The organism is Acidobacteriota bacterium (genome assembly GCA_016208495.1).
Classification (GTDB): domain Bacteria; phylum Acidobacteriota; class Blastocatellia; order Chloracidobacteriales; family Chloracidobacteriaceae; genus JACQXX01.
This window is the reverse complement of the sequence record JACQXX010000083.1, coordinates 63991-86929: the sequence shown is the minus strand read 5'-3', so window position 1 is coordinate 86929 and position 22939 is coordinate 63991. Positions and strand designations below refer to the sequence as shown.

Below are 22939 nucleotides of genomic sequence, written 5' to 3'. Positions count from 1 at the left end.
ATTTGGATGGAAAAAACAATGCCGGAAAATTGTTTAGTTTTTCCAGGTTTTTCTGGAGAAACAGCCAGGTTGCCTCCTGAACCCTTGCCACCTTGAACACCACAGAGCACAAGGCCCGTTACTCAATCCAAAGCCAGGGTATAGCTGTTCAGATAAATATCTCCTGAGTTTCTATTTTTTGAAGTTTCATAACTCATTGAAGAATTTGGATTTATTTTCTGTGTCTTCCGTGGTTTCTTTATCTGAAATTCTATAGATCCAGAAGATGATTTCAGTTCAGAGTTCAAGCTTGAGCTTGCGTGAGCTTATGGACGGCATTCCTTGGGTCAAAGCTTTATGCCTGCAAAAGCTTGAACTCTCTATCAGTTACTGGGTGGTAATCACCAGTTGTGGACGGGTATTGGTTGTTTCACGCGAATTCAATTGTGGGATTACGGTTGAGTTGGTTGAGGTCGAAAGTACCATACTGAATATGGTTTTTCCATTTTGAACCTGAGACCGAACATAGGATGTGACATCGGCTTCGATCCATTGTTCAGTTGCATTGGGAAATATCAGGGAGGCAAACGCATTACTCCCAGCCGGGGGACGATTATTCCAGGTAATGGATTGTTCAACCCAGGTATTGTTGGCGACTCCGAAAAGCTGTGCTGGAATATTGGATTGCTGGTTGCCGCTCAGTCTTCCGTAAATGCGGAGTTTGGCTGAAGTAATGGGGGTGGTGATGCTGCGAACATCAAATTTCAGGTATGTCTGACGACTTCCCCCAGCCATCGTTGAAGATGATACATACAAGGTTCTTGACCCTCCATAATTCGAACTGGCAAACGTACCGTTTCGCACATAGGCATCAGCCGTTGCAAAGACGGTCTGGAGCGTGCTCAAAACCGTGAGCGTCGCCGCAGTACTTGTTTGTGTCCCAACCTGGTTGAAAACGACACACCGATATTGTGCTCCATTGTCTTGGAGTCTTAGCAGAGGGGTGGTGTAAGTACTGGAAGTAGCTCCTGAAATGGGCACACCATTGCGCTGCCACTGGTATTTCAGTTGAATACCAGTCGCGGCGACCTGAAATCGTGCTGTTTGGTTGATACCGGCTGTCTGATTGGTCGGGTGTTGGGTAATGACCGGCGCCCCACCATTATAATCAATCACCAGAAGCGTGCCTCCGTTTGCGGTGGCGAGGACATACAGGCGACCATCATGTCCAACGGCCAGATCAACCGGGCCAGGAATTCCGGTTTGAAATTCAATCACTGTACCTTGAGGTGTCAGGGAATAGATCCACTGGGTACAAAAATCCGAAAAAAAGTACCGTCCAACATAAGTTGTTGGAAATCGGACAGTTGTGGGATTATAAAAAGCAGCGCCCACAATGGCACAACCATACGGCGGTGGGTTGTTTGTGTTATGAGCATAGGCAAAGATCGGGCTTTGGAACTCTGGATTGGTGGTTTGTCCTTCGGTTGCCGGCCACCCATAGTTTGCTCCTGCCAGCCCAAGGTTAATTTCTTCCCAGGAATCCTGACCGACGTCGTTGATGTGCATCCGTCCGGTTCCAGGCTGAAAGGCAAAGGAAAATGGGTTTCGTAGCCCATAGGCCCAAATTGCCTGATTGATACCCGTGGTGGTTGCAAAGAAAGGGTTATCCGCTGGGATTGTCCCATCTGGGTTGATGCGGAGAATTTTGCCAAAGGGGGTGGTCAAATTTTGAGCCTGGGAGGGATTGGCATCCTCACCCAGCCCGATATAGAGCTTTCCATCTGAACCGAAGGCAATTTCACCCCCTGTATGGACCCCAGAGAAGATAGTGGGCAAATTCAAAAGGGCAACTTCACTTCCTGGAACCATCACATCGCCACTGGCCGTCACCCGGCTAATTCGACTATGAACGGTTGGGGTTGGGGATGTGTAATGAACGTAAACAAACTGGTTGGTTGCAAAATTTGGATCAAAGGCGATTCCAATCAGTCCCTGTTCAAAAGACAGATTAACCGTAAAGGTCGCAAATGGAGATGTCAGCAGGCTTCCATTTTTGACAACTCGAATAGTTCCATTCTGGAGGCAAACAAAAACTCGGCCATCCGGGGCAATTGCCATGCAGGTTGGATATCCGCCAAAGTCAGTGGCGACCGTTGTTTGAATAAAACCAGTCGGAAGCTGGGGCTGCTGAAGGACTGGCGCCGCCATCACCGGCGGTATCTGAAAGATTGAGATGGATGGAATTATCAGCAGAGCGCCGATCCATACGATCCCCAGCACTATTGCCAGGGCTTTTGCGCTTGAACGCAGTGTGTGAAGTATCTTCATAGTGTGAACCCTTTCAAGAAGGTACCTGGATGTGGTTGTGGGCAAGCGATACGTCGTCAACAAATCGTTTCCAGGTAGGTAAACCAGGCCGTCATCAACGGCGGGAAGGCTGTAAGGTCTTCTCTAAAGTGTGAATGCCTAATCTTACACAATTATTTAGCGGAAAGGGAACAGGTTTTGTTTCCTGACGGAAGAAAAAGCGTGCACGAGAAGGTCTGGAGGGAGAGACTGGCAGTAAAAGTGGCCTTGACCATCAGGAGGGGAAACTCTGGAACTGGGAACCAGGATCTGGGGTGAAGTCGGAAAAGTCAGCCGTGGAACCTCTTGACAAGGTTGGGGCTCTTTGTGTATTTTAGCAGTCACCTACTGAGAGTGCTAACACTCATACGCTAAATTCAATGAAATCAAGGAGATTGCATTAACGCCTATGTCAAGCAAGATTCGTCCGCTCTATGATCGCATCATTGTCAAACGCCGTGAAGAAGGCGAACAAATTCGCGGTGGGATCATTATCCCGGACACAGCGAAAGAAAAACCCCAGGAAGGCGATGTGATCGCCGTTGGCGGGGGCAAAGTCAGAGAAGACGGCACCCGTATCCCGTTGGATGTCAAAGCTGGCGACCGGGTGTTGTTCGGCAAGTACTCCGGATCAGAAATCAAAGTTGATGGCGAAGAGTTCCTCATCATGCGCGAAGATGAAATCTTGGGCGTGATCGAAGGGGCCACGCTGGGTCAATCCGCTTAGTTTTCCTGTTGCACCCATTCCAGGCCGGCGCCCGCGCTGGTCTGAGTCGTTTCCGGGTCGTTTATTTCTTAATAAATACTTATTTGTCTTATCGTAAAAGGAGCAAGTTACAATGGCCAAGCTAGTGATTCACGGAGAAGAGTCACGTCAGGCAATTCTGCGTGGCGTCAACCAACTCGCCGATGCTGTAAAAGTGACCCTCGGTCCAAAGGGCCGCAATGTTGTCATTGAAAAGAAATTTGGCAGTCCAACCATCACCAAAGATGGTGTGACCGTGGCGAAAGAAATTGACCTCAAAGACAATATGGAAAACGCCGGCGCCCAGATGGTGCGCGAAGTGGCGTCAAAGACTTCGGATGTTGCCGGTGATGGCACCACCACTGCGACGGTGCTTGCGCAGGCAATTTTCCGCGAAGGCGCCAAACTGGTGGCGGCTGGCCACAACCCAATGTCCCTCAAGCGTGGGATTGAACGGGCCGTCGAAGTGGCCGTGGCCAAAATCAAAGACATGGCCAAGCCAGTGGTCAAAGGTGATGCGATTGCTCAGGTTGGAACGATTTCAGCCAACGGCGACAAGCTGATTGGGGAAATTATTGCTTCAGCCATGGAAAAAGTGGGCAAAGATGGTGTCATCACGGTTGAAGAGTCAAAATCACTCGAAACCACCCTCGAAGTTGTTGAAGGGATGCAGTTTGATCGCGGCTATCTGTCACCATATTTCGTGACGGATCCGGAACGGATGGAAGCGTCACTGGAAAACGCGATGCTTTTGCTCCATGAAAAGAAAATCAGCTCCATGAAAGATCTGCTCCCAGTGCTGGAGCAGGTGGCTCGTCAGGGCAAACCGCTGGTGATCATTGCTGAAGATGTGGACGGCGAAGCGCTGGCCACGCTGGTGGTCAACAAGCTGCGTGGCACCCTCCAGGTGTGTGCGGTGAAAGCCCCTGGCTTTGGTGATCGTCGCAAAGCGATGCTCGAAGACATTGCGGTGCTGACTGGTGGCAAAGTGATCAGCGAAGACCTCGGCATCAAGCTCGAAAACGTCAAACTGGAAGACCTGGGCCGCGCCAAGCGCGTGACGGTTGACAAAGACAACACCACCATCGTCGAAGGCGCTGGCAAAGACAAAGACATCAAAGCCCGTGTCGAGCAGATTCGTGCTCAGATCGAAAATACGACCTCTGACTATGATCGCGAAAAACTGCAAGAACGGCTCGCGAAACTGGTCGGCGGCGTGGCGGTGATCAAAGTGGGTGCGGCCACTGAAACCGAACTGAAAGAAAAGAAAGCCCGCGTTGAAGATGCCATGCACGCCACCCGTGCGGCGGTTGAAGAAGGCATCGTTCCAGGCGGCGGCGTGACCCTGCTCCGCGCTCAACAGGCCCTCGACAGCTTCAAAGTTGATGGTGACGAAGAAGAACGCTTTGGTGTGCAGATTGTGCGCCGGGCGCTCGAAGAACCACTCCGTCAAATCGTGGCCAATTCCGGCCAGGAAGGTGCGGTCGTGGTGAGCAAGGTGTTGAGCAGCGAAATCGAATCATTTGGCTTCAACGCGGCCACCGAACAGTATGAAGACCTGGTGCAGGCCGGAATCATTGATCCAGCCAAAGTTGTACGCACGGCGTTGCAGAATGCCGCGTCAATCGCTGGCTTGATGCTGACAACCGAAGCCCTGATCACCGAATTGCCTGAAGATAAAAAAGCGGCTCCGGCGGGTATGCCCGGCGGCATGGGTGAATATTAAAAACCCGGTTGGACTCAAGAAAATGGGCTGAAGATTCGCAAACTCAGGGCTAGGGGCTGAAGAAGTTTTTTCAGCCCAGCTTTCAGCCCATGGTTCTCACAATCCAGGCCCTGAAGTCTCAAAAAGGCAGCGTCCATTTGGACGCTGCCTTTTTTCTTTGGGGAAAGTTGTAATACGACCAAAGAAAAAGCCTCCTTGCGGAGGCTTTCAAGTGAGTCGCGGTCTCAGGCGAGTTGCGACGCCAAAGTGGTTTGGGCGAACCCGGAAACCAGAATGAAGGGACCTCCCTTCACTCCTTTTTCGAATCGCCACTCGCTTTTTTCGACCTGTTCAGAGTCTTCAGCTTGGAATGAAATCTTTGGGTTTGCCGGGAGCTAAATGACTGAAAACTTGTCTTTTCCCAAGCTCCAAGCCTTCAGCCCCAGACCCAAATGTTATACCAATTTGCAATGAAGTCCTTGTATTAGAAAATAGTCAAACAATTCAATCAAATGGAGTTAGTGAACTATTGACTACTGACTACTGACGACAAACTGGTATTACTTATAGCCCAATAACGCGACCTGTTTGGCGCGCTTGATGGCAACCGCCAGCCGACGTTGCATCGCGGCGCTGACACCGGTCAGACGGCGGGGCAGGATTTTCTGGTTTTCGCTCACAAACTGCTTGAGCAATTTCACATCTTTGTAATCAATGTAATCAATTTTATCCTCCAGCAATGGGCAGCGTTTTTTGCGGCGTGGGCCACGCAACCGACTACCGGACGGTTTGCGAAGTGACGATTGTTCTTCCATGGGGTCTCACCTTCCTCTTAATTTACAAATTGGTCAGCTTGGCGGCTGAGAATATGAATGACGTCCTGGGCTCCAGGTAATTGAACCAGCAATTTCAAATCGGTTAACAGTTCTGACAGGGCAGCCGGGTCCGGATTACCGTGGGTAATCAGTTGTTCGGCAATATCTTGGGCGTTGGTGCTGTTTCCGGTGCCCAACTCCGCAATGATCAATTCATAGTGGGTTTCAGGAGCGTGGCCTTCTTCCTGCTCTTCTTCCAGCAGGTTTAACGCTTCCAGAAAGGCTTCACGGGCTTCTTCGGCTCGGTGTTGGAGCGTGAGGGCAATCCCAAATTTAATGTAGGCCAGTGGGGCTTCGAGCCCATCTTCCAAACTTTGTTTGAAGGCATCAACTGCTCCAGCACTGTCGTTGGTCAAGAGCAGGGCGTTTCCCAGGCCATACCGGGCATCAACGTTGTAGGTATCAAGTTCCAGAGTTTTGCGATAGTGGAGCAGGGCTTCTTCCGGACGTCCCATCGCCACCAGCAAATCAGCCATATCGTGATGGATGCGCCAGTCGTCCTTGGCTAATGTCAAGGCATGCTGAAACTTCACCAGAGCTTCGTCAAAGCGTTCCTGATCGGCATAAACGCTCCCCAGCCCGAGGTGGTGAACGGCTTCGGTCGGATTCAGGGCAACCGCTTTTTCATAGCTGGAATGGGCTTCTTCATAGCGACCCAGTTCAAGCAACAGGTTTCCAAGATAGTGGAAACAGAACGAGTTCTGTGGGTCAATTCCGACGGCTCGTCGAAAATACAGCTCCGCCTCCTCCAGTTCATCTTCTTCCAGATAGAACTCACCGAGCAGCAACAGTGGTCGGACGTCCTGAGGGGCCAGGCGCTGGGCTTCCTGCAGGTGTTCGAGTCCAATTTCAAATTCTTCTGAATCAAGTAACAGGGCACCAAAGTGAAAATGGGCTTCGGCTGAGCCTGGATCCAACTCAAGCGCGGTCACAAAAGCTTCCAGCGCTTCATCCGGGCGACCAGCTTCGAGTGCCTTTTGGCCTTGCTGGAGCATTTGGGCTACGTTCACAGGTTGCTTGGCACCTGATTCTTTGCGTCGTGGTTTTCGGTTTTTGCCGTTTGACATACAATTCCTTCTCTTCAATCTATCTTCTGCAATGGGAAATCAGGCTTCTGTGACTGCGGGTGGTGTCAGGCGCTCGGCCAGTGACAATGACCGTCGTCCTGCCTCACAAGCCGTCAGTTCAAAAGCAATGCGTGCGTGATCCAGCATCGATCCGATAAAAACCAAATGCTCTTCGGGGGCCGGCGAGAGCTGCGCGGGTCGCAGGTAAATATCTCCGTTTACAAACATCACAACCCACAGTTGAGGGTCATTGACGAAACGCAGAAATCCTTTGGCACGCAAGATTTCGGGGGGCAGATGCCGTAAAAATGTTTCAAACTTCTCGCGCTCGAGCGGGCGAACCAGCCGGCACGAGAGCGTGTGGAAATCACGATGGGTTTGGTATTCTTCGTCGCTGAGTGCATCAACCGCCGCCCGCATCGCTGCCCGTTTGGCGGCAAGTGTTTCGCTGGCTTCTTCAGTAAACAACCAGCGATAGTCGGCATCATCCGGAACGTGTCCCTGAACGCCGGCCCAAATTGGGGCCTGAGGGTTGAGGTGGGTGATGGTCCGTTGAATTTCAGCAACCTGGTCAGGTGTGGCTTCATCGGTTTTGCTGATAAACACCGCATCCGCAAACTGGACCTGTCGGCGCACAATTTTTTCAAGCACCTTTGAAAGCCGTGGAAAAGTTTTTGGATCCGCCACCGTCACCATTTTGGTCACGTGAATCAATGGGAGCAAATGGGGCATGGTGGCTTGATCGAGAAGTTCAACCGGATCGGCCAATCCGGTCGCTTCCACAAAAATCATTTCCGGTGACCGCCGGGCCACTTCAGTAAATGCCTGGATGAAATCTTCGCCAATCTGGCAGCACACACAGCCGTCGCTCAGTTCGATCACGCTAAACCCTTCACCCGTGAGCAATTCGCCATCAATATTGATATCGCCGAACTCATTCATCAAGACGGCGACTTTGCGGCCCTGAAATCGTGAAAATCTGAGTAATTCGACCAGCAGCGTGGTTTTCCCGCTGCCCAGGAATCCTGACAGGATATAGGTTGGTATTGGCTGCAGTGAGGACGCGGATGACAACATCAACAAAAAATACCGGCACTGTCGTGGTGATCAGGGCACTTTGAACGTCTGAAAATGAATAGCGAATCCGGTCAGGAATGACCGTTTTTTACGAAAGCTATAATCGTAACATTAAATCTGGAAAATTCTCAACCCCTGAGGACTTAGTTTCAGAATAGATGGTTTCAGGGGGTGGGTTTGGGAAAAGACTGTTTTTCCGGATTCAGATATGGTATCTGTTTTCAACCGAAAGACTTCCGTGTGATATATGTTTGTCAGGTGTGTTTTTGCCCGTTGCGGTTACTTCTTTTAACCCAATACTGTATTTTTTGATTTTTTACTCTGGCATCTGGCTGCCCATGACTGAATCCGATCCAAAATATCTTCAGCAAGCGCGTGAATACTTCGAAGCCGGCGACTTTGACGCTGCACTGGCGGAGTTGTACGCGTTGTTGTGGAGCAACATCAATGACATGGAGATTCACCTCCTGCTCTGGCAGGTTATGGAGGGCAAGCAAGCCGAACAATCGCGGTTGGATCGGTTGCGGGAGGCGGTTCATGCTCCAATCGTCAAACCAAAAATCGAACCTCCTCAGGCGGCTCAACCCACTGTTTTCCCCCAGGCGGCGCCATTTTCCCGACCTCGGGAAGCCACACGGTTTGTGGTTGATAAACCGATCATTCTGGTCGGTCATGACAACCGCAACCGCTTTTTTGCTGAACTGGCCACGGTTGAAAACCTCAGTTCCAAAGGTGCCACCCTGCTGACACATCGTAGCCTTGCCCTGCGCGATCAGGTCCATTTGTTTTCGCCAACCGGGCATGAAGAAGAATATGTGATTGCTCTGGTTCGCAATCTTCGGAAAAGTCATGAGGATGGGCGGCATCGGCTTGGGGTTGAATTCCTCCAAAAACCAGGTAAGTGGTTGTATTCAGAAGAATTGATCGAAGCCTCCCGGACAGCCGAAGAGAAGGACGACGACGATGTTGCTTCAAGCGACGAATCAGAATCAGAAGCGACGATGCCATCAGCTCCGTCTCAGGTGTAACGGTGATCAGATGACCAAATTGACAAGGTGACAGGGTGATATAATGGCACTGTTGCTTTGAGCCACGCCCTCCTTTGCTGCCCAACCTTATAAGCGCCAGGATAAGGAAAGGTGAGTCGGTGTGTGACAAGGAGCTGGGGAGACAAGGAGAGTATCCCTCCAACGGTGGGAGCGTGAATGACCTCTGGTTGGGAGCAGGGGAATGGTTTTTTCCCCGTGTCTCCGTGTCCCCGTGTCCAGATCGGACGCTGCTCCCTATCCTGGCGCTTATGCCCCAACCCCGAACTCGACAATGACTGTTTTTACATATCCGGCATTTGCCAAAATTAATCTCTTTCTCAAGGTTCTTGGGCGTCGCCCAGATGGATATCACGAACTTCTGACCCTGTTTCAGACCATTTCGCTGGCGGATCAACTCTCCTTTGAGCGGCTTGATTCATCTGAAATATACCTTACCTGTTCCCGGCCCGATCTGGCCGTGGATGAGACCAATCTGGTGCTGCGGGCCGCCCGGGAACTCCAGCGCGCAACTGGCTGTGCCGCTGGGGTACGCATTCATCTCGAAAAAAATATTCCATTGGGGGCGGGGCTTGGCGGAGGCAGCAGTGATGCCGCGACGACCTTGATGGCGTTGCAACACCTCTGGGGCATATCGTTGCCTGCCGCTGAGTTGCACACCATAGCCGCCGGGCTTGGGGCGGATGTTCCTTTTTTCCTGGTTGGCGGGACGGCTGCTGGAACCGGTCGCGGTGACCTGATTGAGTCAGTACCTGATTTCGAATGGTCACATCTGCTTTTAGCCAATCCTGGCGTGGAAGTCCCCACCGGCAAGATCTTTCGCCTTTTGAAAGTCGAGTTGACAAGCCCAGACTCAGTACGTATACTGCCCGCTTACTTTTTTCAGCCCCCATCCTACCTGCAGTCTCTGTACAACACACTTGAGGAAAGCGTTTTTCAGGAGTTCCCGATTGTGGCCCGAGTCTGGCAGGAAATGAACGATTCAGGCGCGCTCAGTGCCCGAATGTCAGGAAGCGGGGCGACTGTTTTTGGGGTTTTCCCAAATCGGGAAACTTTGGAGACAGCGCAACGACAGTTACAAGCCCACCACTGGCACCTGTGGCCTTGTCGGACCATCAACCGCGCTGAATTTCAAGCTTATTTCTCTCATCCCCAAATTTCCAAACACTGAAAGAAGTACCAGTTTGCCTTCTTTGCTGGCGGGTCGTCCAATGGTAGGACATGCGGCTTTGGACCGTAGAATCGGGGTTCGACTCCCTGCCCGCCAGCCAAATTTATCCTGTGCGACAGTCGTCGTTCCCAGTCACACTGACGGAGTCTCTCTCTCAGGAATGCTGGGCACGGTGATGTCAGAGTTTTGGCGCTCCTCCCTTTAACTCGACCGCCTGTGTTGGAAGGGCACGTGTTACCGGGCCGCGGCGCCGATTTTTTTGGTGGCAACTGTTTATGCGGGTCTTCTCTGGAAACGCAAATCGACCATTGGCTGAAGAAATTTGCCGTCATCTGGGCATTCCTTTGGGGGAAGCCAACACCACGCGGTTTAGTGACGGAGAATTCAACTATCAGATTAATGAAAACGTGCGTGGGGCTGACGTTTTCCTTGTTCAACCAACCTGTCCACCGGTTGATGCCAACGTGATGGAACTGCTGATTATGATTGATGCGTTCCGTCGGTCATCGGCTGACCGAATCACGGCTGTGATCCCCTATTACGGCTACGCCCGAAAGGACCGCAAGGACCGTCCACGGGTGCCAATTTCGGCCAAGCTGGTCGCCAATTTGATTACTGAAGCCGGAGCTGACCGGGTTTTGACCATGGATCTGCATGCTGGTCAAATCCAGGGTTTCTTTGATATTCCAGTGGATCACATCTTTGCCGCACCCGTGATTTTGGAATATCTGGCGAACAAAAATATTCCGGATCTGGTGGTCGTGGCCCCGGACGCAGGTGGTGTCGAACGGGCTCGCGCTTATGCCAAGCGGTTGGGGGTTGACCTGGCACTGGCTGACAAGCGCCGGGAAAAGGAACGTGCCAATTTTGTTGAAGTGATGAACATTGTTGGCAATGTGAATGGTCGGAATGTGGTGATTGTGGACGATATGGTTGATACCGCTGGCTCACTGACCCAGGTGGCTGGTGCCTTGCGGGAAAAAGGGGCCCAGGGCATTTATGCCTGCTGTACCCATGCCGTTTTGTCAGGCCCCGCGATGGATCGCATTGCGGCGTCACCGATTAAAGAAGTAGTGGTCACCAATTCCATCCCCTTGCGGGTGGTGGATGAGGCGCAAAAAATCAAACCGCTGAGTGTTGCCAAGTTGCTGGCTGACGCCATTAAATCGATTCATAACTCAACTTCGGTCAGCAAATTATTTATCTAAACGACCTGTTGGACTTCGCCGGAGACAGGCCGCATGTAAGGAGTAGTTTTGTCATGATTTCTGATGTCACGCTGAGTGCTGAACCTCGAACCAAAACCGGCTCGACCGAATCCCGCCGCATGCGACGCGAAGGGATTGTCCCCGTAAGTGTTTACTCTGGTGGTCAGGACGCGGTTTCCGTCCAGGTCAATGCCCGTCAGTTGGCGGCATTGCTGCGTTCGGAAGAAAAACGAAGCTCAATTTTTTACCTTGATATTGCCGGAAAAGGAAAAACACCCGTCCGAATCAAGAATTTGCAGTTGCATCCGGTTCGGGGAAATGTCATCCATGCCGATTTTCTGTGGGTGGATCTGGCCGTCAAAGTGAAGGTGAAAGTGTCAATTCGGCTGGTTGGCGACGCTGAAGGGGTCAAACTCGGCGGCACCCTTGATCACGGCGTGCGCGAAGTTACTGTGGAGTGTTTGCCGGCTGATATCCCAGCCCACATTGATGTCACGGTAACCAAACTCAAGATCGGCGATCAGTTGTTCGCCAGCGATCTGGTGCTTCCAAACGGAGTGCGCCTGCTGAGTGATAGCCATCAAAAGATAGCGGTGGTCAGCGCTGCCTGTGCGCAATAATTCCTTAACTTGAAATAAGCTGTGAAAATTCTGGTCGGGTTAGGAAATCCAGGAGAGAAATACCTCCACACACGCCATAACGTTGGGTTCATGGTGATTGACCGACTGGTTGCCGAAGCTGGTCGCACGGTGAAACTCAACGAATGTGAAGCCCTGACGGGCCGCATCACATTGGCTGGCGAGTCGGTTTTACTGGTGAAACCCCAAACCTACATGAATTTGAGTGGGCAGTCGGTGGCTCAGCTCTGTACCAAATATCAGGCAGACCCGACTGATGACTTGATGGTGGTGGTTGATGATATTTCACTTCCGTTTGGCAAGCTCCGGTTGCGGCCAAAAGGTAGCGCTGGTGGGCACAACGGGCTGAAATCGCTCATTGCCAGATTACACACTCAGGAGTTTTCACGCCTGCGAATAGGCATTTTGCCTGAGCATCCAGTGGGTAATCTGGCTGATTTTGTCCTGGCGGCTTTTACCAGCCGCGAGCGCGAAGGGCTTGAAGACATCCTCAGTCAGAGTTGTCGGGCCGTCGAACTTTGGATCACTCAAGGCATTGAGCCGGCGATGGCACAGTTTAACGGGCAGGGAACGGAACCTGCTCCTCAATCAGGGAAGTGAATGAATTATGAATTATGAATTATGAATTATGAAAAACTGATCGTGATCAGGGTTGAACACGGGCTAAATTTCATAATTCATAACTCATAATTCATAATTTGATTTTGCTCCCTCCCTTGCTTCCGTTTTTCGCGAGACATATTCATCGGACGGAGGCTTTGGCTGTAAAAGCTAAATCCAGAAGGAGTTTTTGTTGTGAGTTCGAACCGAATTTTCGAAGTGATGTTTATTCTCTTTCCCAATCTGGAAGAGGAAGAAATTGACAAAATTATTAACCAGTTAACTCATGTCATCAGTGATAAAGGCGGGAAAGTCGCCAAAACTGACAAAATGGGCCGGCGGCGGCTGGCGTATGAAATTCCCAAAGGAAATCAAACCTTCCGTGAAGGCTATTATGTGCTGCTCACCATCGAAGGAAGCGGTGCGGAAATTGCGGAAACCGAACGTCGGTTGCGCGTGCTGGATCCAGTGATTCGCTACCTGACCGTGCGGATTGATGAAGACCTGAAGCGAGCCAAAAAAGTTCAGGATCGTCGGTCGTCAAAAACCACTCGACGGTCACGGGGCGGCGACGAGGCCGATCTGGATGATGCGAATGCGTAAAGCTGTGCTGCGTTGATGCGGCAAAGTTGGTCCCCGCCACAGGCATAAGAATGAAGGATGAAGAATGAAGGAGCAATTTCCTGACCTGATGTCCAATCAACAGAGCCTCATTCATAATTCATAACTCTTCATTCCTAAAATGTGCTCCGGGTTGGTGGTGAATTTCTTGGTTGTCGGTCAATTGAGTTGACCGAATTCTCTCAGAAGCGAGACGCTCTGAAAGTAAGGATGATGTGTCATGGCCACGATGGAATTGTTACTGAAAGTCGATGTTGAAAACCTTGGAACCCGCGGTCAGATCGTGCGCGTCCGTGCCGGGTATGGGCGGAACTATCTCCTCCCTCGCAGCCTGGCAGTCGAAGCCACGCCGACCAACGTCAACCTCATTGAACGTCAACGGCAGCATTTGCTGAAACTTGCCGCTCAGGAACTGGCCAGTGCCAAAACCTCAGCCGACCAGTTGACCAGCACGACGTTGACTTTTGCCCGCAAAGTCGGTGCTCACGGCCTGCTCTATGGTTCAGTGACAGCCATGGATATTGCTGAAGCGCTCAAAGTTCAGGGCACAGAAATTGAACGTCGGAAAATCCTGTTGAAAGACCCGATCAAAGAACCGGGTGAATATGAAGTGGCGGTCAAACTCCACGCCGAAGTCAAACCGTTGCTCAAAATTGTGGTTGTTCCAGAAGAAACTTCCACAACACCAGAAGCAGCCGCAAAATAGGTTGACTTTAACCTGTTGAAAACTCGATAGATCTTTTGAGAGCGAAATGTTGCTTGTAACAGGCAACGTCTCGCTCTTGCTGTTTCTGGCACTGCTCATTACAGTGTGTTTTGGTGGATGCTTTGAGCAAGATCGCAAACCCGTGGCACTTGCTCTTCAGGTTGCACACCCCAACGTGACCTGATGCCGGTCTGTAATCCACTTTCCCCAATCATAGAGTTACAGGTAGCCTCATGGCCAAAAATGCGCCCAATCCAAATCCAATGCTTGACCGTTCTTTGCCTTCAAGTATTGAAGCCGAGCGGGGTGTGCTGGCATCAATCCTGATTGATAACGCCTTGTGTTATCAGGCAATTGAACTCCTCAAACCCGACGATTTCTTTCGTGATAGCCATCGCCGTATCTATGAAAAAATGATTTTGCTGGCTGAGCAGCGAATGCCGATTGACCCGGTTACCCTGCAGTCCGCACTTGCCCGTGCCGGCGAGCTGGAACAGGTTGGCGGGCTGGCTTTTCTGACCAGCTTTCTGGATGGGGTCGGGCATTCTTCCAACGTCGAATCCTATGCCCGGATTATTAAAGGCAAGGCCATGCTGCGTCGGATGATCAGCGTGTGCCAGCATGGTATTGCGTCGTGCCTGGACCAGGAAGATGACCCTGAAAGCATTGTTGATCAAATTGAAAAACAAATTTTTGATATCGGCGAAGATCGGATTCGGGCCGGGTTTGTCTCGGTGGCAGAAGTCGCCGGGCCTGAACTCCAACGCATCGAAGACGCCTCAAAACGCTCGGCACTTTTGACCGGGCTGATGACAAATTTTGAGGAATTTGACCGGTTGACCAATGGGTTGCAAAACTCGGACCTGGTCATCATTGCCGCCCGACCCTCGATGGGAAAAACCAGTTTTTGTTTGAATCTGGCTGAAAATATCGCGATTCAAAGCGGCAAATCCGTCGGGATTTTCTCGCTTGAAATGTCAAAGGAATCGCTTGTCACGCGCATGCTGTGTTCCCAGGGGCGGGTGGATGCCCAACGTATGCGTGGCGGATATCTCAATAAAGACGAATGGAAGGCACTCGGCGAGGCGCTGCAGGTTCTGGCGCAGGCCCGGATTTTTATTGACGATGCCCCAGGCATTACCGTCATGGAAATGCGTGCCAAAGCCCGACGGTTGATGTCTCAACATGGGCTGGATTTGTTGATCGTAGACTATTTACAGTTGATTCGCGGCAAAGGGCGGTTTGAAAATCGCCAGACGGAAGTGTCGCAAATCTCCCGCGACCTCAAAGCATTGGCCAAAGAACTCAACGTCCCGGTCATTGCCCTGTCTCAGTTGAGTCGGGCTTCGGAAACCCGATCTGATCACCGACCACAACTTTCTGACCTGCGCGAAAGCGGATCAATCGAACAGGATGCCGACGTGGTTGGTTTTATCTATCGTGACGAAGTGTACAATGCGACCGAAGAAAATGTCGGATTAGCTGAACTCATCATTGCCAAGCAGCGCAATGGCCCAACCGGAACGGCCAACATGGCTTTTATCAAAGAGTTTACCCGCTTTGATAATCTCTGGCGCGAGCGATGAATCCTTGAAGACTCAGGTCAATGGTGAAAGCTGGGAAATCAGAAAATAAGGATTGAAAAGACGAAAAGGCCGAAAAAGGTTTTCGAAAACCCTGAACCCCGAACCCCGAACCCCGAACCCCGAACCCTGAACCCTGAACCCTGAACCCTGAACCCTGAACCCTGAACCCTGAACCCTGAACCCTGAACCCTGAACAATTATATGGCCAAAAAACTCTTCATTGTTGACGGCATGGCGCATATCTACCGCGCTTTTTTTGCAGTTCGCGGACTGGCAACCAGCACTGGTATTCCAACCAATGCTGTTTTTGGGTTTATCTCCATTCTGCGCAAAGTGATCGGTGACTACAAACCCGACTACATTGTGGTCGCGATGGACTCAAAAGAACCGTCGTTTCGCCAGGAACTCTATGCCGAATACAAGGCCAACCGCGAAGTCATGCCTGAAGATTTGCAAACGCAGATTCCCTACATTTTCAAAGCCTGCGACGTGCTCGGCGTGACGACGGCCAGGGTGTCAGGTTTTGAGGCGGATGATTTGATTGGAACCTTAGCCCGCAAAGCCACCGAACAGGGAATTGATACGGTGATTGTGAGCAACGACAAAGACATGACCCAGCTTGTTAATGATCACGTTTCAATTCTCCGGCTGGATAATAAAAGCGGAAAAATGATCCTCTGTGGGAAGGCCGAAGTGGTTGAATGGATGGGAGTTGAACCGGAAAAGGTCGTTGATGTGCTGTCGTTGTGGGGAGATAGCTCTGACAACATTCCCGGAGCACCCGGCATTGGGGAAAAAGGCGCCGTTCAAATTATTCAACAGTTTGGGACACTGGATGCCGCACTTGATGGTTTTGCCGAGGTCAAGCGCCGTGTGTATAGCGAATCGCTCCGCGATAATCGCGACCGGATTTTGCTGGCCAAACAACTGGTGACGATCCACCAGGATGCGCCGGTTGAACTTGATTTGAATGTCGTTGCAGCGCGCCCACCTGATACGGCGGCGGCATATGCGCTCTTTGCTGAACTCGAATTCAAAGCCCTGATGCGCGAATTTTCCGCCGGCGCCACGGCCGCTCGGGCTGCCGCGCCGGTGCAAACCGTTGAAGTCAAACGGACCTATCGCCAGATTTCCAAAGCCGACGAAGCCCTGAAATTTATTGATAGCCTGTTTGCCCACGATAGTTTTGCGATTGCGGTTGACGAGCAGAACGGTGCGTTTGGTGGATGTTCGGTTTCGCTGGGACCAGGGCAGGCGGTGAAACTTGACCAGGAACTGATTCTCAATTCGCTTCAAGTCGGCGAAGCCCTGGCCGAAATGCTTGAAAATGGACTGGTTACCAAACAGGTTCACGATGCCAAGCGTGCGCTCTATACATTGAACCGGCCTCCACACGCCTATGGACCGGGCGAAGATTTGCTCTCCCAAACCCTTGAAGGCTTGCCGTTTGGGAAAAAGGTTCGGTTTGAAGGGCTCAACGATGACGTGATGCTGGCGGCGTATTTGCTCAATGCCAATCTCAAACAGGAAGAGTATGCCCTGCCGGCGCTGGCTTTAACCTATCTTGGCGTTGGCGAAACAGAGTTCAAAGACCATGATCCGGCGGATTTAACTTCCCGACTGGCACGGATGCTCCGTGGACGGCTGGAAATGGATGAACTGACCAGCGTTTATGAGACGATGGAATTGCCGCTGGTTGATGTGTTGTTTGATATGGAATGCGCTGGGGTGAAGATTGACCCGCAACCCCTGACGGACCTGGAAAAGGAAATCCATGTGGCCCTTGATCGGCTGACGGGTCAGATTCATGGCCTTGCCGGACAGGAATTCAATATCAATTCGCCGCAACAGGTTGGGGAAGTCTTTGAAAAGCTCAACTATGACGTGTCGAAGAAAACAACCACCGGAAAGATTTCGACCAGTGCCGAAGTGCTTGAAGAACTGGCCGAAACCTATGAATTACCACGATTGATTTTGGAATTCCGCGAGTATGAGAAACTGCTCAATACCTATGTGACCGTCCTGCCACGAATGGTCAACGGTCAGACCCATCGGCTGCACACAACGTTTAACCAGGCTGCAACCGCAACCGGTCGGCTGTCATCCACCAAACCGAACCTCCAAAACATACCGATTCGAACCGAATTTGGACGCCGTACCCGCCGGGCATTTGTGGCCGAAGACGGAAACATCCTGATTGCGGCTGACTATTCACAGATTGAACTTCGCTTGCTGGCCCATATCACGGGTGATCCGGTGATGACTGAAGCGTTTCTCCACAACGAAGACATCCACACCAAAACTGCCCGCGCGGTGTTTGGGGCGCAAACACCGGAAGAACTCAAACAGGCTCGCCGGCTGGCCAAGGCGACCAATTTTGGAATTGCCTACGGCGTCGGGGCTTTTGGGCTGGCTCGCAACGTTGGGATTAGCCGTAAGGAAGCCAAAAAAGCGATTGATAGCTACTTTGCGACCTATCCAGGCATCAAGCGCTATATGGAGGAAACACCGGAAAAAGGACGCGAAACCGGGTATGTTCGCACGATGTTTGGCCGGATGCGGCGCTTTCCAGATTTGACCAGTCGAAATTACACCGTGCGTTCACGGGCAGAACGCGAAGCCATCAATGCGCCAATTCAAGGTGCCGCGGCTGATTTGATGAAACTGGCGATGATTCGCATTGCCGAACAGTTCAAAACCGAAGACCTGAAAACCCGGATGCTGCTGCAGGTTCACGACGAAATCCTGTTTGAAGCGCCCAAAGACGAAGCCGAACACGTGGCCGCAATCGTCAAAGAAATTATGGAGACGGTTCATAAACTAAACGTCCCTCTTGTGGCTGAAGTCCACCTGGGCAACAACTGGCTGGATGCGAAATAGGGTTCCGGGGTTCTGGCCGGGACCGTGAGCTTCGCACCACGGCTATTACACAACGACCCTTCGGGCCTAAAACCTCTTCTCCTGGCGCTCATGAAATCCTATGCTTTACACTCAAATACTCACCAAATTACTGATTTTACTGGTTGTTACGACAGGCATTGTGTTTGTTGTGGCTGGTGAGCCGGTGTGTGCGGGGACAGGCCCTGTTGCCGAAAAGAAAGACGAACGTGACGAGCCACAATTGACGTTGCGGCGCATTCGAGTGGAAAAACTGCGGATTCGAACGGCAGACCTGATTGCCAGTGTGGACATTCTGAATCCAAAATCAGCCGTGACGATCAAAAATCTCAAATTTAACGTCAAACTCAACGGTGTGCCGAGCGGTGTTGGGGAATATGAAGACACGCTGAAACTTCCATCCAAATCAACGCTTTCGATTGATTTACCGCTGACTGTTGATTTAATGGCGCTTCCGGAAGTTGGAATCAATGGTTTGCTGGATGGCGCCCAGCTTGAATATGAAATCCGTGCGGAATTTGACGTACCTGTTTTATTCTTTAAAAAACACGTTGAGCGGAAACTCAAAGGAACGGTTCCGTTAGAATCCCTGGCGCCAAAGCTTGATTTACCGGAACTTGATTTGCCGCGCATCGAGTTACCACGGCTGCGAATCCCCCGAATTGACTGGCCCTGATCTTTTTCAAAGGGTGGATCAATATCTCATGCCAGTTTGTAGTCAGTAGTCAGTAGTCAGTAGTTCACTAAGTTTATTTGATTGAACTATTTGACTATTTCCTAATATGAGTGCTTCAGTGCAAATTGGTATCATTACCCCCCGCGCATAGCGCAAACTGTATGGCTCGAAAAAAATTTCGCATGGGTCACACCAACCGGCGTGAGCCAGAGACCGAACGCTCTTTCTTTGAACACATGTTCACCCGCGACAATCACCAGACCCTTGACCGGCGAGAGGTTCTGGATCTGGTTCGTGGAGGCGAAGACAGCGAAGTTGAGTTTAAAAGCCGGTTCAGCAATCCCGAAAAAATTGCGGCTGAAATTGTGGCGCTCGCCAACACTGGCGGCGGCGCGATTTTATTTGGCGTGAGTGATACCTGCCGGGTTGAGGGCCTCGACAATGCCGACCGGGTTGAGGAAGAACTCCGCGAAGTCTGTGCGCACGACATCATTCCACCGATCCATCCCTACATGGACAAAGTGTCGTTTGACAATGGCCGGCGGGTGCTGGTGCTCGAAGTTGACGACCGGCGGGCGCCACACACCACGCGTGACCAGAAATTCTACATCCGGGTTGGCTCAGTCAAACGCGAAGCTGAACTCGACGAAATCCCCGAACTTTTCCGTCGCTATCGCCCAACCCATTTCGAGCAAATTCCGTGGTTTCCAGCCTCGATGGATGATATTGACGAATCGCTGGTCTGGGCGTATGTCAAAGCCGTACAGGGAGATACCGGAAAACTTCCCGCCGGGTATCCGACCGCAATGGTGTTGCAGGACATGCAACTGGCAATTACCCGCGCAGATGAATACATCCCAAATTTGATTGGATTGTTGCTGTTTGGCAAAAGCAAAAGCGTGGCGCGGCTTTTCCCACGAAGCCGACTGGTGGCGACACGGTTTTCAGGCGACGCGGTCACCGACCCGATTGTTGAACAGGTTGCCTTTACGGGAAACATCGGAACGCTTTCGGAATATGCCGAAGGCTTTTTGAATCGCTACGTTGATTTGACCGACCAGCCGCTCTATCGCAAAAGTGCCTCGCACCAGGGGCCAACCAGTCATCGCCGGGCAAACTATTCCCGCAAAGCCGTGATGGAAGCCGTGACCAATGCACTGATACATCGGGACTATAGCGCCCGCGAAGAGTGCATCCGACTGGTAGTGTTTGATCGACGGATTGAAATCGCCAACCCGGCGTTTGCCAAAGGGTTACCGCGCAAAGCCGTCGAACTCTATGGCGTAAGCTTCCCGACCAATCCACGTTTGAAAGCCTTTATGAAAAATGAAGCCTACGGTGCCACGGTCCATCACGGAGGGCTGCCGATGATCCGCCGGGAAATGCACCACTTCACCCGCCGTGAACCGAAAATCTCAATTCACGCCGCTGAGTTTCAGATTGAGATTTTTGGAGCGTGAGGAGAATGAAGAATTGAGAACAGGTGTGAGGCTATGAAAACAGAGATTCAAGTCAATGTGTTTCGCGGAGAAGCTTATTACGTGGCGGAATGTCTGGATTTGCCGGTTGTCACTCAGGCAAAGACGCTGGATGAACTGATTGTCAACATCAAAGAAGCCATTGAACTACATCTTGAAGGGGAAGACTTGCTGGCACTTGGATTTTCAGAAAATCCAACGATTGTGATTCATTATGAACTGGAACCCTTGACCTATGCCAAAGCTTAGACGTCTTTCCGGTGGTGATGTCCTCAAGATTCTTGCTTTATTTGGATTTGAAAAAGTCTCTCAACGAGGGAGCCACATCAAATTGCAGCGTGTTCTAACGGGTGGTTCAAAACAAACACTGACCGTTCCAAATCATACTGAACTTGATGCAGGTACATTGAAAGCTATTTACCGACAGGCGAGTGCATTCATTAGTGAGGCTGATTTATTTGATCAGTTCTATCATTCATAGCTGGTTGGATAGTTTATTGATTGCATTTTTATGTTTGAGGAAAAGTGCTTCAAGCTCATCGTCATTTTCTCCCGAGCCTGTGTGGTACACAGCGCCTGTTTCTCGATCCACTAAAATCGGACCACTTCCAGCCGTCAAAACTTCCTGAAGCCCCCAACCTGTGTTTTCCCAACATTTGTGATTAAAGACAAAAAACGCTTCATATTCCACATGCCAGGTTTCATCAAGGAGAATCAGAACTGTTTGTGAACGATAAGGTTCCAGCCGTTCTCCGGCATCTGGTTGTTGTTCAATGAACCAGTCCAAAGCACGATTTTGCTCTTGGTGAAAGGTTTTTGAATACTGTTCCAGATATTTTCTGACACATTCTTGTGCTGCTTCCAAACTGAGTTTCATCCGGGATTGCTCCAAACGACTTAGAAGAGGTTGTTCTTCTGGTCTCGTTTGATGGAACTGCGCTTTTTAAACACCAATTCAATATCTTCGGCCTCTTCCACTGTAAACGGGTAATACACTCTGCCAGTCGCTCGATCAACGAGCATTGGTCCTCCGCCTCCCAGAAACGTTTCCTTTGGTCCATCTGGTGTTTCTTCCCAGCAGTTGAACATCAAAAGAAAGAAATCTTCATACTCCAGATGCCAGGTTTCATCGAGAACAAAGTGAATTGGGCGGAGAGAGGGACGATCAGATTGCTGATCAGGCTTGGGACTCCCGGTCCGAAACCAGTTTGCCTCTTCGAGATTGACAGCATAGCCTCTTTCACGGTGTTCCAGATATTTCCTGGCACGTTCTTGTGCTGCTTCCAGATCAAGTCTCATCAAATATACTCCGAATAGAAAAACAGCCGAACAGAGCCTGAAGAAGCATTGTTCGGCTGCTTTTTAATCTTTCGATGATCTGTATCTGCCACAAAATATTGCAATTAAGGAGTTTGTCGGTTTATTGCGATACTCTGGTTTTTAAGACTCGTGGCTGACTCCTGACGAACACTAAAACGCCTCATTAAACGCCACTTCGCCGGTGACGCCGACCTGATAGGCGGAGACGCGGCGTTCAAAGAAGTTCGCCAGTTCCTGAACGTCCTGCAAGTCCATAAATGGAAATGGGTTGCGGGCGTGGTAGCGGACCGGCAATTCCAGCATCGTCAACCGCTGGTCGGCGACATATTCCAGATACTGACGCATATCACCGGTTGACAACCCGGCAACACCCTGGCTGAGCAGGTCCTGGGCAAACAGCGTTTCGCACTCGATGGCTTCATCAATCATCCTGGCGATGCGTTCGCCGAGTTCTTCGTCAAAGAGTTCGGGTTCTTCCTGGCGCACGGTCTTGATGACTTCGAAAGCAAACATCATATGAGCGCTTTCATCCCGAAAGACCCAGTTGGTTCCGGCAGCTAATCCGTGCAATAACCCCTTTGAACGCAAGAAATAAACGTAGGCAAATGCGGCAAAGAAAAATAGCCCTTCGATGCAAGTTGCAAAGCAAATCAGGTTGAGCAGGAATTGCCGCCGCTCTTCAATCGTGTTGAGTTGATCCAGGTTTTGAACTGAATCCATCCAGCGGAAACAGAACTGCGCCTTTTCACGAATGGAGGGAATGCTTTCAATCGCCTTGAATGCCTGGGCCCGTTCGTCGAGGTCAGGGATGTAGGTGTCGAGCAGTGTCAGATAGAACTGAACGTGCAGGGCTTCTTCATACAACTGACGCGACAGATACATGCGTGCTTCGGGCGAATTGATGTGTTTATAGAGGTTTAAGGCCAGATTATTGGACACAATCGAGTCACCTGTGGCGAAAAACGCGACCAGCCGGTTGATGAGGTGACGTTCAGCCGGGGTCAGACGCGAGCGCAAATCAGCCAGATCAGTCGAGAAGTCCACTTCGTCAACCGTCCAGGTATTGCGGATCGCCTGACGGTACATTTCATAAAAAACCGGGTATTGCATTGGACGCAATGTCAAATTTAATTGCGGATCGAGAAGCATGATGAATGTCTCCGGGAAAGAGAAAAACAGAGGATGAAGAATTGA

General features: G+C 50.9%; 23 protein-coding genes and 1 tRNA gene. 17 read left to right on the top strand and 7 right to left on the bottom strand.

Annotation, left to right across the window (positions count from 1 at the left end):
• Nucleotides 1-366: 366 nt before the first annotated feature.
• Complete coding sequence (locus HY774_16970; protein MBI4750179.1) at nucleotides 367-2310, bottom strand: PQQ-dependent sugar dehydrogenase; 1944 nt, start codon at nucleotides 2308-2310, stop codon at nucleotides 367-369.
• Between the two features lie 427 nt (nucleotides 2311-2737).
• Here HY774_16970 and groES point away from each other — a divergent pair, with 427 nt between their 5' ends.
• Nucleotides 2738-3055: a co-chaperone GroES gene (gene groES, locus HY774_16965; protein MBI4750178.1), complete on the top strand. Its 318-nt coding sequence runs from the start codon at nucleotides 2738-2740 to the stop codon at nucleotides 3053-3055.
• Nucleotides 3056-3167: 112 nt separating this feature from the next.
• Complete coding sequence (groL, locus tag HY774_16960; GenBank protein ID MBI4750177.1) at nucleotides 3168-4799, top strand: chaperonin GroEL; 1632 nt, start codon at nucleotides 3168-3170, stop codon at nucleotides 4797-4799.
• A gap of 539 nt (nucleotides 4800-5338) precedes the next feature.
• Here groL and HY774_16955 read toward each other — a convergent pair.
• From HY774_16955 to HY774_16945, 3 genes are read right to left on the bottom strand one after another with little or no spacing between them, the layout of a single operon-like run.
• A complete protein-coding gene (locus tag HY774_16955; GenBank protein MBI4750176.1) occupies nucleotides 5339-5593 on the bottom strand; it encodes a 30S ribosomal protein S18 in 255 nt (84 codons plus the stop codon).
• A 17-nt stretch (nucleotides 5594-5610) separates the two neighbouring features.
• On the bottom strand, nucleotides 5611-6720 hold the full coding sequence (locus HY774_16950; GenBank protein ID MBI4750175.1) for a tetratricopeptide repeat protein: 1110 nt from the start codon (nucleotides 6718-6720) through the stop codon (nucleotides 5611-5613).
• Nucleotides 6721-6759: 39 nt separating this feature from the next.
• Entirely contained in the window at nucleotides 6760-7797 is a 1038-nt protein-coding gene (locus tag HY774_16945) for a GTP-binding protein (GenBank protein MBI4750174.1), read from the bottom strand.
• A gap of 338 nt (nucleotides 7798-8135) precedes the next feature.
• Between HY774_16945 and HY774_16940 the strand changes: the two genes are divergently transcribed.
• The 15 genes from HY774_16940 (at nucleotide 8136) to HY774_16870 (ending at nucleotide 20906) form a co-directional block, all read left to right on the top strand.
• The gene (locus tag HY774_16940) at nucleotides 8136-8825 is read left to right on the top strand and encodes a PilZ domain-containing protein (GenBank protein ID MBI4750173.1); all 690 of its coding nucleotides are present in this window, start codon (nucleotides 8136-8138) and stop codon (nucleotides 8823-8825) included.
• Nucleotides 8826-9117: 292 nt separating this feature from the next.
• Nucleotides 9118-10014: a 4-(cytidine 5'-diphospho)-2-C-methyl-D-erythritol kinase gene (gene ispE / locus HY774_16935; protein MBI4750172.1), complete on the top strand. Its 897-nt coding sequence runs from the start codon at nucleotides 9118-9120 to the stop codon at nucleotides 10012-10014.
• Between the two features lie 26 nt (nucleotides 10015-10040).
• Nucleotides 10041-10114: transfer RNA gene (locus tag HY774_16930), tRNA-Gln, on the top strand.
• Nucleotides 10115-10289: 175 nt separating this feature from the next.
• A complete protein-coding gene (locus tag HY774_16925) occupies nucleotides 10290-11222 on the top strand; it encodes a ribose-phosphate pyrophosphokinase (GenBank protein MBI4750171.1) in 933 nt (310 codons plus the stop codon).
• Between the two features lie 53 nt (nucleotides 11223-11275).
• Nucleotides 11276-11842 carry a 50S ribosomal protein L25 gene (locus HY774_16920; GenBank protein MBI4750170.1) on the top strand — a complete coding sequence of 189 codons (567 nt, stop codon included), beginning with the start codon at nucleotides 11276-11278 and terminating at the stop codon, nucleotides 11840-11842.
• Nucleotides 11843-11863: 21 nt separating this feature from the next.
• Nucleotides 11864-12460 carry an aminoacyl-tRNA hydrolase gene (locus tag HY774_16915; GenBank protein MBI4750169.1) on the top strand — a complete coding sequence of 199 codons (597 nt, stop codon included), beginning with the start codon at nucleotides 11864-11866 and terminating at the stop codon, nucleotides 12458-12460.
• Between the two features lie 195 nt (nucleotides 12461-12655).
• Nucleotides 12656-13063, top strand: coding sequence for a 30S ribosomal protein S6 (gene rpsF, locus HY774_16910; GenBank protein ID MBI4750168.1), 408 nt, complete (start codon nucleotides 12656-12658; stop codon nucleotides 13061-13063).
• 247 nt (nucleotides 13064-13310) lie between these two features.
• A complete protein-coding gene (locus HY774_16905) occupies nucleotides 13311-13787 on the top strand; it encodes a 50S ribosomal protein L9 (protein MBI4750167.1) in 477 nt (158 codons plus the stop codon).
• Nucleotides 13788-13833: 46 nt separating this feature from the next.
• Nucleotides 13834-13971 carry a hypothetical protein gene (locus tag HY774_16900; GenBank protein ID MBI4750166.1) on the top strand — a complete coding sequence of 46 codons (138 nt, stop codon included), beginning with the start codon at nucleotides 13834-13836 and terminating at the stop codon, nucleotides 13969-13971.
• Between the two features lie 49 nt (nucleotides 13972-14020).
• A complete protein-coding gene (dnaB, locus tag HY774_16895; GenBank protein MBI4750165.1) occupies nucleotides 14021-15373 on the top strand; it encodes a replicative DNA helicase in 1353 nt (450 codons plus the stop codon).
• Between the two features lie 201 nt (nucleotides 15374-15574).
• Nucleotides 15575-18253, top strand: a complete 2679-nt coding sequence (gene polA, locus HY774_16890; protein MBI4750164.1) for a DNA polymerase I — start codon at nucleotides 15575-15577, stop codon at nucleotides 18251-18253.
• A 100-nt stretch (nucleotides 18254-18353) separates the two neighbouring features.
• Nucleotides 18354-18947 carry an LEA type 2 family protein gene (locus tag HY774_16885; GenBank protein ID MBI4750163.1) on the top strand — a complete coding sequence of 198 codons (594 nt, stop codon included), beginning with the start codon at nucleotides 18354-18356 and terminating at the stop codon, nucleotides 18945-18947.
• Between the two features lie 161 nt (nucleotides 18948-19108).
• Nucleotides 19109-20407: a putative DNA binding domain-containing protein gene (locus HY774_16880; protein MBI4750162.1), complete on the top strand. Its 1299-nt coding sequence runs from the start codon at nucleotides 19109-19111 to the stop codon at nucleotides 20405-20407.
• Nucleotides 20408-20440: 33 nt separating this feature from the next.
• The gene (locus HY774_16875) at nucleotides 20441-20674 is read left to right on the top strand and encodes a type II toxin-antitoxin system HicB family antitoxin (protein MBI4750161.1); all 234 of its coding nucleotides are present in this window, start codon (nucleotides 20441-20443) and stop codon (nucleotides 20672-20674) included.
• A complete protein-coding gene (locus HY774_16870) occupies nucleotides 20661-20906 on the top strand; it encodes a type II toxin-antitoxin system HicA family toxin (GenBank protein ID MBI4750160.1) in 246 nt (81 codons plus the stop codon). The genes HY774_16875 and HY774_16870 overlap by 14 nt, the downstream gene beginning before the upstream one ends.
• On the opposite strand, the gene HY774_16865 is transcribed toward HY774_16870, so the two are convergent.
• From HY774_16865 to HY774_16855, 3 genes are all read right to left on the bottom strand, one after another.
• A complete protein-coding gene (locus HY774_16865; GenBank protein ID MBI4750159.1) occupies nucleotides 20901-21302 on the bottom strand; it encodes a hypothetical protein in 402 nt (133 codons plus the stop codon). The genes HY774_16870 and HY774_16865 overlap by 6 nt on opposite strands.
• A 20-nt stretch (nucleotides 21303-21322) precedes the next feature.
• Nucleotides 21323-21724, bottom strand: a complete 402-nt coding sequence (locus HY774_16860; protein ID MBI4750158.1) for a hypothetical protein — start codon at nucleotides 21722-21724, stop codon at nucleotides 21323-21325.
• A 171-nt stretch (nucleotides 21725-21895) separates the two neighbouring features.
• The gene (locus tag HY774_16855) at nucleotides 21896-22894 is read right to left on the bottom strand and encodes a ribonucleotide-diphosphate reductase subunit beta (protein MBI4750157.1); all 999 of its coding nucleotides are present in this window, start codon (nucleotides 22892-22894) and stop codon (nucleotides 21896-21898) included.
• Between the last annotated feature and the right edge of the window lie 45 nt (nucleotides 22895-22939).

Excerpts from the sequence above, each read along its gene's own strand:
- HY774_16970 (MBI4750179.1), bottom strand. The coding sequence starts at position 2,310 with ATGAAGATACTTCACACACTGCGTTCAAGCGCAAAAGCCCTGGCAATA.
- groES (MBI4750178.1), top strand. The coding sequence starts at position 2,738 with ATGTCAAGCAAGATTCGTCCGCTCTATGATCGCATCATTGTCAAACGC.
- groL (MBI4750177.1), top strand. The coding sequence starts at position 3,168 with ATGGCCAAGCTAGTGATTCACGGAGAAGAGTCACGTCAGGCAATTCTG.
- HY774_16955 (MBI4750176.1), bottom strand. The coding sequence starts at position 5,593 with ATGGAAGAACAATCGTCACTTCGCAAACCGTCCGGTAGTCGGTTGCGT.
- HY774_16950 (MBI4750175.1), bottom strand. The coding sequence starts at position 6,720 with ATGTCAAACGGCAAAAACCGAAAACCACGACGCAAAGAATCAGGTGCC.
- HY774_16945 (MBI4750174.1), bottom strand. The coding sequence starts at position 7,797 with ATGTTGTCATCCGCGTCCTCACTGCAGCCAATACCAACCTATATCCTG.
- HY774_16940 (MBI4750173.1), top strand. The coding sequence starts at position 8,136 with ATGACTGAATCCGATCCAAAATATCTTCAGCAAGCGCGTGAATACTTC.
- ispE (MBI4750172.1), top strand. The coding sequence starts at position 9,118 with ATGACTGTTTTTACATATCCGGCATTTGCCAAAATTAATCTCTTTCTC.
- HY774_16925 (MBI4750171.1), top strand. The coding sequence starts at position 10,290 with ATGCGGGTCTTCTCTGGAAACGCAAATCGACCATTGGCTGAAGAAATT.
- HY774_16920 (MBI4750170.1), top strand. The coding sequence starts at position 11,276 with ATGATTTCTGATGTCACGCTGAGTGCTGAACCTCGAACCAAAACCGGC.
- HY774_16905 (MBI4750167.1), top strand. The coding sequence starts at position 13,311 with ATGGAATTGTTACTGAAAGTCGATGTTGAAAACCTTGGAACCCGCGGT.
- HY774_16900 (MBI4750166.1), top strand. The coding sequence starts at position 13,834 with ATGTTGCTTGTAACAGGCAACGTCTCGCTCTTGCTGTTTCTGGCACTG.
- dnaB (MBI4750165.1), top strand. The coding sequence starts at position 14,021 with ATGGCCAAAAATGCGCCCAATCCAAATCCAATGCTTGACCGTTCTTTG.
- polA (MBI4750164.1), top strand. The coding sequence starts at position 15,575 with ATGGCCAAAAAACTCTTCATTGTTGACGGCATGGCGCATATCTACCGC.
- HY774_16885 (MBI4750163.1), top strand. The coding sequence starts at position 18,354 with ATGCTTTACACTCAAATACTCACCAAATTACTGATTTTACTGGTTGTT.
- HY774_16880 (MBI4750162.1), top strand. The coding sequence starts at position 19,109 with ATGGCTCGAAAAAAATTTCGCATGGGTCACACCAACCGGCGTGAGCCA.
- HY774_16875 (MBI4750161.1), top strand. The coding sequence starts at position 20,441 with ATGAAAACAGAGATTCAAGTCAATGTGTTTCGCGGAGAAGCTTATTAC.
- HY774_16870 (MBI4750160.1), top strand. The coding sequence starts at position 20,661 with ATGCCAAAGCTTAGACGTCTTTCCGGTGGTGATGTCCTCAAGATTCTT.
- HY774_16865 (MBI4750159.1), bottom strand. The coding sequence starts at position 21,302 with ATGAAACTCAGTTTGGAAGCAGCACAAGAATGTGTCAGAAAATATCTG.
- HY774_16860 (MBI4750158.1), bottom strand. The coding sequence starts at position 21,724 with ATGAGACTTGATCTGGAAGCAGCACAAGAACGTGCCAGGAAATATCTG.
- HY774_16855 (MBI4750157.1), bottom strand. The coding sequence starts at position 22,894 with ATGCTTCTCGATCCGCAATTAAATTTGACATTGCGTCCAATGCAATAC.